The 13,922-nt window shown below is 70.4% G+C and carries 15 protein-coding genes and 3 tRNA genes; 4 read left to right on the forward strand and 14 right to left on the reverse strand.

Going from position 1 to position 13,922, the window contains the following annotated elements:
- Positions 1–4: 4 nt before the first annotated feature.
- From ACZ7PG_RS15610 to ACZ7PG_RS15625, 4 genes are read right to left on the reverse strand one after another with little or no spacing between them, the layout of a single operon-like run.
- A complete protein-coding gene (locus ACZ7PG_RS15610; protein ID WP_470239734.1) occupies positions 5–1,234 on the reverse strand; it encodes an NAD(P)/FAD-dependent oxidoreductase in 1,230 nt (409 codons plus the stop codon).
- A 24-nt stretch (positions 1,235–1,258) separates the two neighbouring features.
- Positions 1,259–2,050 (reverse strand): IclR family transcriptional regulator, encoded by a 792-nt coding sequence (locus tag ACZ7PG_RS15615; protein WP_470239735.1) that lies wholly within the window; start codon positions 2,048–2,050, stop codon positions 1,259–1,261.
- Between the two features lies 1 nt (position 2,051).
- Complete coding sequence (locus ACZ7PG_RS15620; RefSeq protein WP_284744609.1) at positions 2,052–2,369, reverse strand: NIPSNAP family protein; 318 nt, start codon at positions 2,367–2,369, stop codon at positions 2,052–2,054.
- The gene (locus ACZ7PG_RS15625; RefSeq protein ID WP_470239736.1) at positions 2,366–3,505 is read right to left on the reverse strand and encodes a 5-methyltetrahydropteroyltriglutamate--homocysteine S-methyltransferase; all 1,140 of its coding nucleotides are present in this window, start codon (positions 3,503–3,505) and stop codon (positions 2,366–2,368) included. The genes ACZ7PG_RS15620 and ACZ7PG_RS15625 overlap by 4 nt, the downstream gene beginning before the upstream one ends.
- Before the next feature lie 132 nt (positions 3,506–3,637).
- Here ACZ7PG_RS15625 and ACZ7PG_RS15630 point away from each other — a divergent pair, with 132 nt between their 5' ends.
- On the forward strand, positions 3,638–4,969 hold the full coding sequence (locus ACZ7PG_RS15630; RefSeq protein ID WP_470239737.1) for a nucleobase:cation symporter-2 family protein: 1,332 nt from the start codon (positions 3,638–3,640) through the stop codon (positions 4,967–4,969).
- Here the strand turns inward: ACZ7PG_RS15630 and ACZ7PG_RS15635 are convergent.
- Entirely contained in the window at positions 4,920–5,495 is a 576-nt protein-coding gene (locus ACZ7PG_RS15635; RefSeq protein WP_470239738.1) for a TetR/AcrR family transcriptional regulator, read from the reverse strand. The two genes, ACZ7PG_RS15630 and ACZ7PG_RS15635, sit on opposite strands and share 50 nt — an antisense overlap.
- Before the next feature lie 87 nt (positions 5,496–5,582).
- Between ACZ7PG_RS15635 and ACZ7PG_RS15640 the strand changes: the two genes are divergently transcribed.
- On the forward strand, positions 5,583–6,029 hold the full coding sequence (locus ACZ7PG_RS15640; RefSeq protein WP_470239739.1) for a pyridoxamine 5'-phosphate oxidase family protein: 447 nt from the start codon (positions 5,583–5,585) through the stop codon (positions 6,027–6,029).
- Here ACZ7PG_RS15640 and ACZ7PG_RS15645 read toward each other — a convergent pair whose 3' ends face one another.
- Positions 6,030–6,530 (reverse strand): hypothetical protein, encoded by a 501-nt coding sequence (locus tag ACZ7PG_RS15645; RefSeq protein ID WP_470239740.1) that lies wholly within the window; start codon positions 6,528–6,530, stop codon positions 6,030–6,032.
- A 191-nt stretch (positions 6,531–6,721) separates the two neighbouring features.
- Between ACZ7PG_RS15645 and ACZ7PG_RS15650 the strand changes: the two genes are divergently transcribed.
- The gene (locus ACZ7PG_RS15650; RefSeq protein ID WP_470239741.1) at positions 6,722–7,450 is read left to right on the forward strand and encodes a rhomboid-like protein; all 729 of its coding nucleotides are present in this window, start codon (positions 6,722–6,724) and stop codon (positions 7,448–7,450) included.
- A gap of 40 nt (positions 7,451–7,490) precedes the next feature.
- Entirely contained in the window at positions 7,491–9,800 is a 2,310-nt protein-coding gene (locus ACZ7PG_RS15655) for a sensor domain-containing protein (RefSeq protein WP_470239742.1), read from the forward strand.
- On the opposite strand, the gene ACZ7PG_RS15660 is transcribed toward ACZ7PG_RS15655, so the two are convergent.
- The 8 genes from ACZ7PG_RS15660 to ACZ7PG_RS15695 form a co-directional block, all read right to left on the reverse strand.
- The gene (locus ACZ7PG_RS15660; protein WP_470239743.1) at positions 9,794–10,579 is read right to left on the reverse strand and encodes an arylamine N-acetyltransferase family protein; all 786 of its coding nucleotides are present in this window, start codon (positions 10,577–10,579) and stop codon (positions 9,794–9,796) included. The genes ACZ7PG_RS15655 and ACZ7PG_RS15660 overlap by 7 nt on opposite strands.
- Positions 10,580–10,612: 33 nt before the next feature.
- Positions 10,613–10,963, reverse strand: a complete 351-nt coding sequence (locus ACZ7PG_RS15665) for a YciI family protein (RefSeq protein ID WP_470239744.1) — start codon at positions 10,961–10,963, stop codon at positions 10,613–10,615.
- A gap of 144 nt (positions 10,964–11,107) precedes the next feature.
- A complete protein-coding gene (locus tag ACZ7PG_RS15670) occupies positions 11,108–11,701 on the reverse strand; it encodes a class I SAM-dependent methyltransferase (RefSeq protein WP_470239745.1) in 594 nt (197 codons plus the stop codon).
- A gap of 105 nt (positions 11,702–11,806) precedes the next feature.
- A tRNA-Phe gene (locus ACZ7PG_RS15675) sits at positions 11,807–11,880 on the reverse strand.
- Between the two features lie 31 nt (positions 11,881–11,911).
- Positions 11,912–11,985, reverse strand: a tRNA-Asp gene (locus ACZ7PG_RS15680).
- Positions 11,986–12,013: 28 nt separating this feature from the next.
- Positions 12,014–12,086 (reverse strand) — tRNA-Glu (locus tag ACZ7PG_RS15685).
- 99 nt (positions 12,087–12,185) lie between these two features.
- Positions 12,186–12,974 carry an SCO6745 family protein gene (locus ACZ7PG_RS15690; protein ID WP_470239746.1) on the reverse strand — a complete coding sequence of 263 codons (789 nt, stop codon included), beginning with the start codon at positions 12,972–12,974 and terminating at the stop codon, positions 12,186–12,188.
- Between the two features lie 160 nt (positions 12,975–13,134).
- Positions 13,135–13,389, reverse strand: a complete 255-nt coding sequence (locus tag ACZ7PG_RS15695; RefSeq protein WP_470239747.1) for a hypothetical protein — start codon at positions 13,387–13,389, stop codon at positions 13,135–13,137.
- Between the last annotated feature and the right edge of the window lie 533 nt (positions 13,390–13,922).

Consider the following 13,922-nt stretch of genomic DNA (forward strand, 5'->3'; position numbering starts at 1 on the left):
GTCGTCAACCTCGGGTTGACGCTGCCTTCAGGTGCGCTTTCAAGTCGAACTCGCTCACCTCGAGATCGGCGTACGCCGGGTGCGGGTCCGCGGTGAAGAGGCGTCGCGCGGCGATGTGGTCGGCCGGCTTGTTCACCGACTCGACCGCGATGAGGACGTCGTCGCGGAAGGACAGCACCGAGAACTTGCCCGCGGCCTGGTCGCCCGCGACCACCGTCCGGTCGGCACCCGACAGGATCCCGGCGATCTGCAGCTTCGCGCCGGACTGGTCGGTCCAGAACCACGGCAGGCTCGCGTACGGCTCGGGCGCGCCGGTGATCGCCGCCGCGACGCACCGGGCCTGGTCGACGGCGTTCTGCACGGACTCCAGCCGGGTCGCGGCGCCGGCCTGCACGCACGGGAAGTTCGCGCAGTCGCCGATCGCGAAGATCTTTTCGTCGGCCGTCCGCAGGTGCGCGTCGACGACCACGCCGTTGTCCACCTCGAGCCCGGCCTCCTCGGCGAGCGTCGTCTCCGGCACGACGCCGACGGCGATGACGACCAGGTCGGCGGGCAGCCGGCGGCCGTCGGACAGCTCGACATCGCGCACCCGTTCGTCGCCGTGCAGCGCCGAGACGCCTTGGCCGAGCAGGACCGTGTGCCCGGCTTCCCGGTGCAGCGCGGCGAAGTAGGCGGAGATCTCCGGCGTCGCGACGCGGTTGAGGAGCCGCTCCTGGGCCTCGACGACCGTCACGGGACGCCCGGCGTGCGACGCGAACTCCAGCCCGATGAACCCACCGCCGACCACGACGACGTTTTCGGCACCGGTGAGCGACGCGCGCAGGCGGTCGGCGTCGTCGCGGGTGCGCAGGGTCAGCACGCCCGGCAGGTCCGCGCCGGGGACGGGCAGCGTCCGGTTGCGCGCGCCGGTGGCCAGGATCAGGTGGTCGTACGCCAGCTCGGTGCCGTCTTCGAGGCGCACCTTTGCCGCTTCGCGGTCGATCTCCGCGACGCGGCCCGCCACCAGCTCGATGTCCTTCTCGGCGAAGAAGTCCTCGCCGCGCAGGTGCAGTTGCTCGATCCCGGCGGTCCCGGCCAGGTAGGCCTTCGACAGCGGCGGCCGCTGGTAAGGCACCCCCGGCTCGTCCCCGACCAGCACGACCCGGCCGTCGAAGCCGCGGTCCCGCAGCGACGCCACCGCCTGGAACCCGCTCTGACCCGCCCCGACGACGACCACCGTGTTCTGCGCACCCATGCCCGCCATCCGATCACAAGAGGCTTAAGCCGTCGAGGAATCCCCCGGGGAGCGCAGCGTCCGCGGGGCCCCGAGCACGCGGGAGATCCCGCGCGCGGCCGCCCGCACGGCCGGGACCAGCGTCCGCGGGTCCGTCCCTTCGGCCGGGACGACCACCGAGATCGCCGCGACGACCTCGTCCGTCGAGTCGCGGACCGGCGCCGCGACCGAGAGGGAGATGAGCTCGATCTGGCCGTCGCTGATCGCGTAGCCGTCGCGGCGGACGTCGGCCAGCACCCGCCGCAGCTGCGACGACGAGCCGATCGTCTTAGGCGTGAACGTCTTGAGCGGGCCGCCGAGGACTTCCTCTTGCACCTCGGCCGGCGAGTGCGCGAGCAGCACCTGGCCGACACCGGTGGCGTGCGCGGGCAGCCGGCCGCCGACGCGCGTCAGGACGTTGACCGCACCGCGGCCCGAGATGCGCTCGACGTAGACGACCTCCGCGCCGTCGAGCACGGCGAGCTGCACGTTCTGGTGCGTGGCCTCGTAGAGGTCCTCCAGGAACGGCATCGCGCTCTCGCGGAGTTCAGCGCCGTGCGGAGCGAGCGAAGCGACTTCCCACAGCCACAGCCCGACGCGGTAGACGCCCGCTTCGTCGCGCACGAGGGCGCCGCGCCGCGTCAGCTCACCGGCCAGCCGGTGCGTGGTCGACAGCGGCAGGTCGACGCGCCGGCTGAGCTCGGACAGCGTCAGCCGCGGCCGTTCGGCCGTGAAGGCGCCCAGCAGATCGAGGACGCGATCCACGACCGAAGGCGGCCGCCGCGCGCTGTGCCGCACGTCAGAGGTCGTCGTCCGGCAGGAGCGGGCGCATGAACGACCGTCGGTACCGGACCACGCACCCGCTTTCCTCACGGATCTTGTCGGCCTCGATGAAGTCCGGGTCCACGCCGAACAGCGTCCTGTAGCGCTCGTACGCGGCGAAGCTCTCGAAGCTGAACAGCGCCCGGGCTTCGTCGCTCGCCCCTTCCGACGGCAGGAAGTAGCCGTGGTGGATCCCGCCTTCGCGCTGCACCAGCCGCATCCACGCGGCGGCGAAGCGTTCGAAGTCGGTGATCTTCGCGGGGTCGATGACGTAGTCGACGACGCACGTGATCACCGGCCGCCCCAGACGCGGTCGGCCGTCGCCACGATCAGCTCCAGCTTGCGCAGCTGGTCGTCCGACGTGAGGTCGTTGCCCTCCTCGGTCGAGGAGAACCCGCACTGCGGAGAAAGGCAGAGCTGGTCGATGTCGACGTACTGCGACGCCTCCTCGATCCGCCGCACCAGGGCGTCCGCGTCCTCCAGCTCGGGCCGCTTCGTCGTGACCAGGCCGAGGACGACCTTCTTGCCCTTCGGCACGAACCGCAGCGGCTCGAAGCCACCAGAGCGTTCGTCGTCGAACTCCAAGAAGAACCCGTCGACGGCCAGCTCGCCGAACAGCGCCTCGGCGACGAACTCGTAGCTCCCGGACGCGACCCACGACGACCGGAAGTTGCCGCGGCACAGGTGGGTCGTCACCCTGAGGTCGTCGGGGCGGCCGGCCAGCGCCGCGTTCATCGTCGCGATGTTGCGCACGTGCTGGGTGTCCGGGTCGCCGCCCATCCGCGCGACGAGCTCCCGCTGCGCCGGGTCGTTGAGGTACGCCAGGCTCGTGTCGTCCAGCTGCAGGTACCGGCAGCCGAGCCCGTGCACCGCGGAGACCTGCGCCGCGTACGCCGCGCTCAGGTCGGCGAAGAACTCTTCGAGGTCCGGGTAGACGCTTTCGCTCACCGCCGCCCGGCCGCCGCGGTAGTAGACCATGCTCGGCGACGGGATGGTCAGCTTCGGCGTCACGCCGGGGTCCACATGGGACTTCAGGAACTCGAAGTGCGAGGCGAAGATCGGCTCGTCGAGCCGCACCTTGCCGTCGACCTGCAGGCCCGGCGGGCTGAACTCGAGGTCGCCCGCCAGGTTGTGGAACTTGACGTGCAGCCGCTGGTCGCTCTTGGAGATGCCGCCGAGCGCGTAGATGAAGTCCATGTGCCACGACGCGCGCCGGAACTCGCCGTCGGTCGCCGAGGCGAGCCCGGCGACCCGCTGCATCTTGATGACGTCGCGGATCGTGTCGTCCTCGACCGCGCGGAGCTGCTCCGCGTTGATCTCACCGCTTTCACGCCGCCGTCGCGCGTCGCGCAGCACCGGGGGCCGCAGGAGGCTCCCGACGTGATCGGCGCGAAACGGCGGGCCCACCTGGGAAATACCGCCCGAAGTCATGCACCGATGGTCACACATTCCCGGCCGTCGCGCCGCCCCCTGAAACAAGATCATGACGCCGGGTTCTTGCTACCGTCACGCGCACCGCGTTCGCTGTAGCGCGGCTGCGCCGTCGAACCAGGGGGCTTGATCATGACGAAACCCGCGGTCCACCCCGTCGACCAGGGCCTGCCGGCCGGACGGCTGGCACTGCTCGGCCTGCAGCACATGTCGATCATGTACGCGGGCGCGGTCGCCGTGCCGCTGATCGTCGGCAGCGCGTTGAAACTGGACGCGGCGACGATCGGGCTGTTGGTCAACGCCGACCTGCTCGTCGCGGGCATCGCGACGCTGATCCAGTCGATCGGCATCGGGAAGATCCTCGGCATCCGGCTGCCGGTGGTCGCGGGCGCGACGTTCAGCGTCGTCAACCCGATGATCCTGATCGCGTCCCAGTACGGCCTGCCCGCGGTCTACGGCGCGATGCTGGCATCCGGCGTCTTCGGGCTGCTCATCGCCAGGCCGTTCGCGAAGCTGATCCGCTTCTTCCCGCCGCTGGTCACCGGGACGCTGCTGCTCGTCATCGGCGTCTCGCTGCTCGGCCCGGGCGCGGGGCTGATCGCGGGCAACGACCCGACCGCACCGGACTACGCGGCCCTGTCGCACATCCTGCTCGCGTTCGGCGTGCTCGCGCTGCTGGTGCTGTTCACGCGGGTGCTGCGCGGGTTCGCCAACCAGATCGGGCCGCTGCTCGCCCTGGCGATCGGCCTGGTGGTCGCGATCCCGATGGGGCTCGTGCACTGGGACGGGCTCGGCGCGGCGAGCTGGTTCGGGCTCGCGTCGCCGTTCCACTTCGGCGCGCCGACGTTCCCGATCGCCGCGGTCCTCTCGATGTGCGTGGTCATGCTGGTGACGTTCACCGAGTCGACCGCGGACATGATCGCCGTCGGGGAGATCACCGGGCGCCCGCCGACCGACTCCGACCTCGCGCGCGGCCTGGCCACCGACGGCTTCTCGGCCGTGCTCGGCGGCGTGCTGAACTCCTTCCCCGACACGGCGTTCGCGCAGAACGTCGGGCTGGTGCGGATGACCGGCGTGCGCAGCCGCTGGGTGGTCGCGGTGACCGGCGGGATCCTGGTGCTGATGGGCCTGGTCCCGAAGATCGGCGCGTTCATCGCGGCGATCCCGCAGCCGGTGGTCGGCGGGGTCGCGGTGGTGATGTTCGCGATGGTCGCCGCGGTCGGCGCGCAGAACCTCAAGAAGGTCGAGTTTTCGGGCAACCACAACACTTTCATCGTCGCGGTCGCGCTCGGCGTCGGCCTCCTGCCGGCGTTCGCGCCGAAGATCTTCCAGCACTTCCCGGGATGGCTGCAGACGATCTGCGGCAGCTCGATCACGGTGGCGGCGGTGCTGGCGTTCGCGCTGAACCTGCTGTTCAACCACCTCGGCCGGCGTCCGGAGCCGGACCTGCTCGAAGCGCCGTGAGCAGCCGTTCGACAAGCTTGCCGCCGGTGCCCGCTTCGACCGGGCGCCGGAACAGCACCCGCAGGTAGAGCGGGGCCAGGACGAAGTCGAGGATTTCGTCGACCGTCGGCACGTCCTCACCACGCGCCGCGGCCCTGTCGAGCGTCGCCTGCAGGTCTTCGCCGCGTGCCTTGAGGTACTCGAGCGGTTGCTTGTCCGGCCCCAGGGTGGCGACGAGCGCGCGCAGCAGGATCTGGCCGCGCGGGTCGCACATCGCGTGTTCGACCCCCTCGGCCCAGCCGAGCAGGTCGCCGCGCAGCGTGCCGGTGTCCGGGATCGGCGACGTCGCGCGCAGGCGCGTCACGGCGGCGTCGAGCAGCAGCTGCTCGCGGCTGCCCCAGCGCCGGTAGACGCTCGTCGGGTTCACGCCCGCCCGCTCGGCGATCTTCGGGATCGCCGCGTTGATCTCGCCGATGGCGAGCAGCTCGACGACGGCGTCGTGCACGGCGTCTCGGACGCGGGCGCTGCGGCCGCCGGGTCGGGTCATGGGTTCATCTTAAAGCAAACAAGCTTGCTTTTGTCGTCCGAGTGCGGCTATCTTTAAGGCAAATCGGATGGCTTTAAGGAGACGGCGATGGCCCGCAAGATGACAGTCGAAGAGCGCGAAGAGTTCCTCGCCCGGCCGCAGGTCGGCGTCCTCAGCGTGACGGCCGAAACCGGCCGGGCACCGCTGACCACGCCGATCTGGTACCGCTACGAGCCGGGCGGCGATGTCGTCGTGATGACCTCGCCCGGCCTGCGCAAGACCCGGCTGATCGAGGCGGCCGGCCGCTTCTCGCTGTGCGTCCAGCAGCAGGACGGCGTCTACAAGTACGTCTCGGTCGAGGGTCCGGTGGTGGAGTCGTGGCCGATGACGAAGGACCAGCGCCACGAGATGGCGGCCCGCTACCTGCCCCCGGGCGTCAGCGAGGCGTACACCGACGCGACCGACGACACCCACGGGAGCAACATCGCGATCGTGATGCGCCCGGAGCGGTGGAACACCTCGGACTTCAGCGACCTCGCGGAGAAACTGGCCTGATCACCAGCAGATGACGAGCAGGCACGTCGTCGTCTTGGTCGGCGTCGGCGTGTGGGCCGGCGGCTGACCACCCGCCGGCGTCGTGGTCGGGGTGACCGAGCCGCCGGGGTTCGTCGACGAGGTGGTCGGCGTCGTGGAGTCCGCGCTGGTTTCGGTGGTCGGGTCGGTGCCCGGCACTTCGGTGACGGTCTCGCGGGGGACGCCCACGCCGGGGACGACGTCGCCGCCACCGGTACCGCCCTCCGGCGGGGAGTCCGTGGCCTGGCCGGCGCCACCCAGCCCGGTGGTGCGCTGGGGGAACGGGATGACCTGGATCTGGTCGACCGGGGACGCGTCCGGGGTGCCCTTGCCGCCGAGGCCGACCAGCACCGCCGCGGCCCCGCAGCCGATGACGACGGCGAGCATCACCGCCAGCACGCGCCACCGCGACTGGCCCGGTGCCGAACGGTCGCCCCAGCCCTCGCGCACGAGCAGCTCGGCGACCGATACCTCGTCGTTCACCCCGACAGACCTTTCCGGAAGGCCTTTCGGCCGACGTCGTGGCCGTATTTTTACCGCACAAGCCCCCCAAAAGGGTGAGTTTTCGGCAAAAATTCGTCACGTAACGTTCAGTTTGACCGTGAGTGACATTCCACAGCGGATTCACAGCTGCGGTTCGGGAGACTCCCAGCATGACGGGCGATGCTCGAACCATGCTGCTGAAAGCCGATCGGCCGGTCCCCCGGATCGCCGTTCCGCGTCGCGGCCTGACGGCGTTCGGCAAGATCATCCCCACTCCGAAGGTGACCCCCTTCACGTTCGGTTACCTCGTGCTCCTGCTCGGCACGACGCTGCTGCTCAGGTTCGCCGACCCGGTGCTGACCGACCGGCTGCTCCAGCTGTCCAGCACCGACGCCCACAACCTGTGGCGACGGCCGCTGACCTCGCTGCTGACCAGCGCGATCTGGCTGTCCGACGAAGGCTGGGTCGTCTACGTCGTGATCTTCGCGATCGCCGTCGCGCCGCTGGAACGCCGGTTCGGCGCCCGCCGCGCGGCGACCGTGTTCTTCTCCGGTCACGTGCTGGCCACGCTCGTCACCGAGCTGCCGGTGATGGCCCTGATCAGCACCCACGTCCTGCCGAACTCGGCCGGGCACTGGCTCGACATCGGCGTCAGCTACGGCTTCTTCACGACGGCCGGCGCGCTCGTCTTCCTGCTCCGCGGCCGCGCGCGCCTGGCCGCGCTGGCCGCCGTGGAAGCGTTCATCGCGGTGATCTGGCTCGCCGACGACCCGGCGAGCCTCGACTCGGTCGTCACGCTGCTCGGCCACGCCGTCGCCGCGCACTTCGGGCTGCTGTTCTGGGGGCCGCGGCTGCGCGGCCCAGCCGCAGGCAGGGCCCGGATTCCGGCGGGTAGGCAGGGGCCGGAGTCGGTGGTGTAATCGACCGAGCCACACGCCGACTGCCAGGGGGACGACGCTCATGGAGGCAGGCTCCCTCGCCGCACTGGTCGAGCTGAGTCCGGACGCGATCTGCGTCCACGAGCACGGCGTCCTGACCTATGCCAACCGCGCGGCCCTCGAGACGTTCGCCGCGCGGTCCGCGGCCGAGGTCGTCGGCCGCCGGTTCACCGACTTCGTCGCCGAGGAGTCGCGCGCCGCCGTCGTGGAGAAGCTCGCGTTGCTCACCGAGCCGGGTCAGGCCAGCGAGCCGGTCGAAGCCCTGATGTCCCGGCTGGACGGGAGCAAGTTCGCCGTCGAGACGGTGTCCGTGCGCCTCGACGGGCCCGCCTACCAGGTCGTCATGCGGGACATCACGGCGAAGAAAGCGGCCGCGGACGCCCTCCGCTACCAGGCGGCGCTCGTGTCCCACGTCAGCGACGCGTTGATCGCGACCACCGGCGAAGGCGTCGTGACCAGCTGGAACCCGGCCGCCGAAGCGGTGTACGGCTGGACCGCGGCCGAAGCCGTCGGACGGCGGGCGAGCGAGCTGGTCGGCGCGCCGCTCGACCTGCGCGGCGGCGGGATCACCGAAGCGCTGCACCGGCGGCGGGACGGCGCCCCCTTGGCGGTCCGCGTTTCGGCAGCTGAGATGAACGACGGGTACGTGCTCGTCTGCGCGGACGAAACCGCGCGGCGGCGGGCCGAGCAGAACTACCGCACGGTCGTCACCTCCCTGGACGAAGGTGTGCTGGTGATGGGCCCGGGCGGGCTCATCGAGGCGGCGAACCCGGCGGCCTGCCGGATCCTCGGCGTCGCCGAAGCCGAGCTGATCGGCGTCCCGTGCCACACGCTCGTGCTGTTCACCGAGTCCGGGCACTGGATCCCGCCGGACGAGACGCCGTCCGTGCAGACCCGGCGGACCGGCGTCACGCACAACGGCCTGGTCGTGCGGCTGCGCCGGCCCGACGGCCGCGACGTCTGGGTGTCGCTGACCTCGCGGCTGCTCAACCCCGACGACCCCACGGCGAGGGCCGTCGTCACGTCGTTCACCGACATCACCGAGACCCGCGCGATCAGCGCGCGCCTCGCGCACGACGCGACCCACGACCCGCTCACCCGCCTCGCGAACCGGACCCTGGTGCTCGACCGGCTCGACGGCGGCGGCCGCGGCGCGGTCACCGTGCTGTTCCTCGACCTGGACAAGTTCAAGGTCATCAACGACTCGCTCGGGCACTCGGTCGGCGACCAGGTGCTGCGGATCGTCGGCGAGCGCCTGCGCCGCTGCTCCGGCCGCGACGACCTGGTGGGCAGGCTCGGCGGCGACGAGTTCGTCGTCGTCACCGGCGAGGTCACCGAACCCGGCGAGGTCCGCGCGCTGGCCGAGCACCTGCGGGCCGCGCTGGCCGAACCGATCGGCGTGCTTGGCCGGCAGCTGCACCTCGACGCCAGCATCGGCGTCGTGCTCGTCGGCAGCGCCGACCGTCGAAGCGCCGAGGACCTGCTGCGCGACGCCGACGTCGCGATGTACCAGGCCAAGACGCTCGGCCGGGGGCGGCACCACTTCTTCGACGTCGGCCTGCGCGAGCGGATGCAGCGGCGGCTGCGGATGGAGCAGGACCTGCGCGACGCGGTGCACGACGGTCAGCTCTGGCCCGCGTACCAGCCGGTCGTCGACCTGAAGACCGGCGAAATGGTCGCGGTCGAGGCGTTGCTGCGCTGGACGCACCCCCGCCACGGCGCGATCTCGCCGGTGGAGTTCATCCCGCTCGCCGAAGAGAGCGACCTGATCAACGTGATCGGCAAGGAGATGCTCCGCGCGACGACGCGCGAGCTCGCCACCCGCCGCCGTGACCAAGGTCTGGACCTGACGCTGAAGGTCAACCTGTCGACCCGCCAGCTCGACGACCCGCACCTGGTGCCCGCCGTGCAGGACGCGCTGGCCAACACCGGGCTGCCGGCCGGCGCGCTCTGCCTGGAAGTCACCGAGAGCGCGTTGATGCGCGACCAGGAAGCGGCCGCCGAAGTACTGGCTTCCCTGCGGTCACTGGGTGTCCTGCTGGCGATCGACGACTTCGGCACCGGGTATTCGTCGCTCGCGCAGCTGCGCCGGCTGACGCTGGACACGCTCAAGATCGACCGCTCGTTCATCACCGGCATCGCCGAATCCCGCGACGCGGCGGCGATCGTCACGAGCATCATCGCGATGGCCCACGCCGTCGACCTGACGGTGATCGCCGAGGGCGTCGAGACCGCGGAGCAGGTGGAGCTGCTCCGCGCGTTGGACTGCGACCAGGCCCAGGGCTACCACCTGGGCCGGCCGGTGCCGGCGGCCGAGCTGTTCGGTCAGTAAAGGGTTTTGAGCCGGTCGAGCTCGTCCGCGGTCAGCTCGATCCCGAGGTCCTTGAGGGTGGCGTCGAGCTCCTCCGGCGCGACGGTGGTGGTTTCGCTGGTGCCGTCGGGCTTTTCGACGGTCAGCTCGCGGCCCAGCAGCTTCCGGCTGACGCCCGGCTCGAGCGTCATGATCACCAGCCGTCCGGTGAACGGCGACTTCGGGTGCGTCGAGGTGTAGTGGTGGTAGACCTCGTAGTCGATGGGGTGCATGCCGTCGAGCCGGAAGTCGAGCAGGTCCTCGTCGCCCTTGCTCAGCGTCCACCAGCCGTTCTTTTCGGTCAGCCGGTGCGGCCAGCCGGCCTGGTCGGTTTCCTGGCCGTCGACGAGCGGCATCGGGGCGAGGATCCCGGCCCCGAACCCGACGTCGGCGTGGAAGCGTTTTCCCTCGATCTCGGCGACGAGCGTCATGTGGGTGTACGGCCCCGGCCGCCGCGGCTGGACGCGCGCGGCGAGCCGGTGGACGGTGTAGCCGAGCTGTTCGAGGACGGCGGCGAAGAGGCCACTCTGTTCGTAGCAGTAGCCGCCCCGCCGCCGTCCGACGAGCTTCGCGCTCACGACGTCGAGCGAAATCCCTTGGTGCTGCCCGAGAACGACGTCGACGTTCTCGAAGGGGATGGCCCGGACGTGCGCGCGCACGAGCTCTCCGAGCGCTTCTTCGGACGGCGGCCGTCGTCGTTGCCCGACCCTGGTCAGGTAGGCGTCCAGGTCGACGGCGTCGGAGCCCCACTCGCTGGTCATGGCTTCAGCGTGCACCCTCGACCTCGCTGGAGGTCAACCTTCGTGCACGATCTTCCGCACCTCGACGGCGGCGTACTGCGCATCGGGAATCATCGCGGCCAGCTCGACAGCGCGCGCTTCGGTTGCGACGTCGACGACGTAGTAGCCACAGAGGAAGGCCTCCGACTCGACGAAGGCGCCGTCGCCGACGTCGGTCGCGCCGTCCTTGACGCGAACGGTCTTGGTTTCGGCCGGTTCGGCGAGCGCCTTGGTCTCGACCATTTCGCCGGTGCCGGTGACGAGCTTGATGAAGTCGCCGTGGCCTTCGTAGACGCCGTTCTTCTGGTCGTCGGTGAGGGTGGCCCAGAGGGTCGGGTTCATGTGGAGGGTAAGGAGGTATCGCACGTCGGCTCCCCGCTGTGGGCGGCGGCCCCGGGTGGGCTGCCTTTCGCCGGGTGGTCGGCGCCGGGTGCGCGGTCCGGACACGGCGTCGCGCGGTTCACTCGTTCGGCCTAGCGGCGGCGTGGAACCAGAGCGGTGCTTGACCGTTCAGCTGAGACTGACAAGCACATACCGCTCATCTTCGATCGGACCGCCCCACAGAGAGGGGTCGTCCAGCAGCGTCACCGTGGCGTCCTCTCGACGAGCACGCACGAGTCGTTCGCACTCGTCCGCCGAGATCCCTGCCCCGGTGAACCAGCGACCTTCGACGAGCACCAGACGACCACCCGGCTTCAGGAGACGCACCCAGTTGCTCAGAGCGGCGGCCGGATCGGGCATCGCCCACAGCACGTGCCGCGCGAGGACGACATCAAACGTGCCGGGCGAGCACGGGGGGTTGGCGGCGTCGCCCTCGCGAAGCCCGACGCTCACCCCTGCCGCTTCGGCCTTCTCCTCGGCTACGGCGAGCATCCGGCCGGACAGATCCACGCCGTCCACGGCGTACCCGGCCTGGGCCAGCAGGACGGCGAGACTGCCCGTCCCGCAACCGAGGTCGACCACCGTGGCGGGAGCCGTCGGCATCAGCGGCAGAAGAAGATCGGACCACGCTGCCCGCACCGACGGGTCTCTCAGGCCATGATCCGGCTGCTCGTCGAACGATGCCGCCTCGGCATCCCAGATCTCTTTCATACGCTCCGCCACACCAGCATCCTTGGCAGCCAACCAAGGTCAACAGCGGCCACGGCCAAGATCGGCCCGGATACGAGAAAACCGCCCTGACCTGAGTCAGAGCGGTCTCGTGAGCGGTGGCCAGGGCCGGGGTCGAACCGGCGACCTTCCGCTTTTCAGGCGGACGCTCGTACCAACTGAGCTACCTGGCCGGGAACGCCGGCAAGGAGCCGAACGATCTTGCGACCCTGACGGGACTCGAACCCGCGACCTTCGCCGTGACAGGGCGACGCGCTAACCAACTGCGCCACAGGGCCTTGCACTTGCTTCTACTACAGTACTGCGTACTCCCAACGGGATTCGAACCCGCGTTGCCGCCTTGAAAGGGCGGAGTCCTAGGCCGCTGGACGATGGGAGCCCGGTCGGTTTCGGGTGACCGACCGACCGCGCTCTCAGGTCCCCCCGGGAGCGATTACAAGCATAGGGCACGCCACCACCGCTTTGCACGGGGGTTCCCTTAAGCCCCCGGCGAAGCCGCGACCTGCGCAAACAGCTCAGCCAAGCGACTTTCGAGCTCGGCCAGCTCCGCCGACGTCAGCGCCGATGCCAAAAGCTCGTCGACGCGAACGTCCGTCAGGGACTCCGCTCGCTCCCACCGGTCGCGCAGATCCGGCTTCCGCGCGGCCGCCGCCACCAGCTCGTCGGCCGCCTCCGCCGGCCACGCCGTGCGCAGCAACCGCTCGCGGCCACCCTCCGGGTCCGCGATCACCGCCTCCGGCACCGACAGGCCCATCGCCCGCAGCGCCGCGAAGTGCAGGCCGCCGCGCAGCTCGCGGAAGACCATCAACGCGAACCCGAGCCGTTCGACGTCTTCGGTGGGACGCGAAGCGTTCTTCCAACCGGCGAACAGCGCCAGCCCGCTCGCGTCCGACGCGTCGATGACGCGGAACAGCAGCTCCGCCAGACGGCCGGGCTCAGATACGGCCGAAAGGTTGACGCGCGACCAGCGAGCCGATGACTCCGCGTAGGCGCGGACGGACGCGGGTGCGTCCAAGGCCGCCGTCGCCGTCGGCAGGACGAACTCGAACAGCCAGTGCGGAAAGATCCCGAACAGCTCCGCGGCCACCTTCGGCGGGACGTCCCCGAGGACCGCCGAGCGCCCCCGCACGTAGAGCGAACGCGGCGGCAGCCCGGCCTCCGCCTCGACCGCCGCCAGCTCCGGCGACGTCATGAACCTGCCGCCCAGCACCTGGACCACCGGCCGGATCCGGTTCGCCGGTCCCACCGCACCTTCGGTCGTCGTCATGTCCGTCCCCTTTCGACCCGGCAAACGTAACACTGTTACAAAACCCGCGTCAAGGAAGCCGGACGACCTTGCGAATCACTCACCGGAAACGGCGACAACCAGCACGAACATCACCGGACAGGCCCAGCGAACCCCCGCCAGGCCCCCGGCCCCCGCAACCTCAGCGCTGAACCGGCGCCTGCCCGCCCTCGTCCAGATCCAAGCCCAGCATCTCCAGCAGCTGCACGCAGTCCTCGACACCCAGCGCACCATTCGCCACCGCCAGCCGAGCCCGCCGGACCTGATCATCCGACACCCGCTGCGCATCCGCGGCCCCACTCCGCTGCGCCGGCAACCCCCCGGCGAACGGAGCACTCCCCCCATCGGCACCTTCGTACCGAAGGAGGAACTGCCGCACTTCAACAGACCCGCTCATAGCCCCTCCATACGGCTCACAACAGCTTGGCCGCGAGGCTAACCAGCGTCGGCCGCCACACACAGCCCCCCGGAGAGTGAACCTGAGGCCACGCTCCGCTCAACGCAGCGCAATCAGCACGGAGAGAGAAGGGGACCACCCGAACGACGGTCACCTGGGACGGAAGTGACACCGCACGCGGAAAAATCCCGCTCTCCACTCGCCCAGCGGGGGAACTCGTGCAACAATCGAAGTGCTGACACACCCCCGGTCAGCGCCTGTGGAGATCCCCTCCGACCCCCGCGTTCCTCCCCCTGGCGCGGGGGTCCTCCATTTTCTGGGGTGCTCGGGCTTCGCCCTTCGCCTCCCCCAGTTCATTCCGGCGTATTACCCGGGGGGCCGAGCCCCCCGGACCCCCCACGGTGCCTCTGGTTCGGCTTCCAGCGTGGCTGGTTTTCGCCTCGGGCGCTTTGCGCCCTGGCGATCCCTGCCGCACCTTCCGTGCCCCCTCTTCTCGCGCACACATCTCTTCTGGCGCCGCCCCTCCTGCTCGG

This window comes from Amycolatopsis sp. NPDC114504 (assembly GCF_055633595.1).

Excerpts from the sequence above, each read along its gene's own strand:
- ACZ7PG_RS15610 (WP_470239734.1), bottom strand. The coding sequence starts at position 1,234 with ATGGGTGCGCAGAACACGGTGGTCGTCGTCGGGGCGGGTCAGAGCGGG.
- ACZ7PG_RS15625 (WP_470239736.1), bottom strand. The coding sequence starts at position 3,505 with ATGACTTCGGGCGGTATTTCCCAGGTGGGCCCGCCGTTTCGCGCCGAT.
- ACZ7PG_RS15630 (WP_470239737.1), top strand. The coding sequence starts at position 3,638 with ATGACGAAACCCGCGGTCCACCCCGTCGACCAGGGCCTGCCGGCCGGA.
- ACZ7PG_RS15635 (WP_470239738.1), bottom strand. The coding sequence starts at position 5,495 with ATGACCCGACCCGGCGGCCGCAGCGCCCGCGTCCGAGACGCCGTGCAC.
- ACZ7PG_RS15640 (WP_470239739.1), top strand. The coding sequence starts at position 5,583 with ATGGCCCGCAAGATGACAGTCGAAGAGCGCGAAGAGTTCCTCGCCCGG.
- ACZ7PG_RS15650 (WP_470239741.1), top strand. The coding sequence starts at position 6,722 with ATGCTGCTGAAAGCCGATCGGCCGGTCCCCCGGATCGCCGTTCCGCGT.
- ACZ7PG_RS15655 (WP_470239742.1), top strand. The coding sequence starts at position 7,491 with ATGGAGGCAGGCTCCCTCGCCGCACTGGTCGAGCTGAGTCCGGACGCG.
- ACZ7PG_RS15660 (WP_470239743.1), bottom strand. The coding sequence starts at position 10,579 with ATGACCAGCGAGTGGGGCTCCGACGCCGTCGACCTGGACGCCTACCTG.
- ACZ7PG_RS15690 (WP_470239746.1), bottom strand. The coding sequence starts at position 12,974 with ATGACGACGACCGAAGGTGCGGTGGGACCGGCGAACCGGATCCGGCCG.
- ACZ7PG_RS15695 (WP_470239747.1), bottom strand. The coding sequence starts at position 13,389 with ATGAGCGGGTCTGTTGAAGTGCGGCAGTTCCTCCTTCGGTACGAAGGT.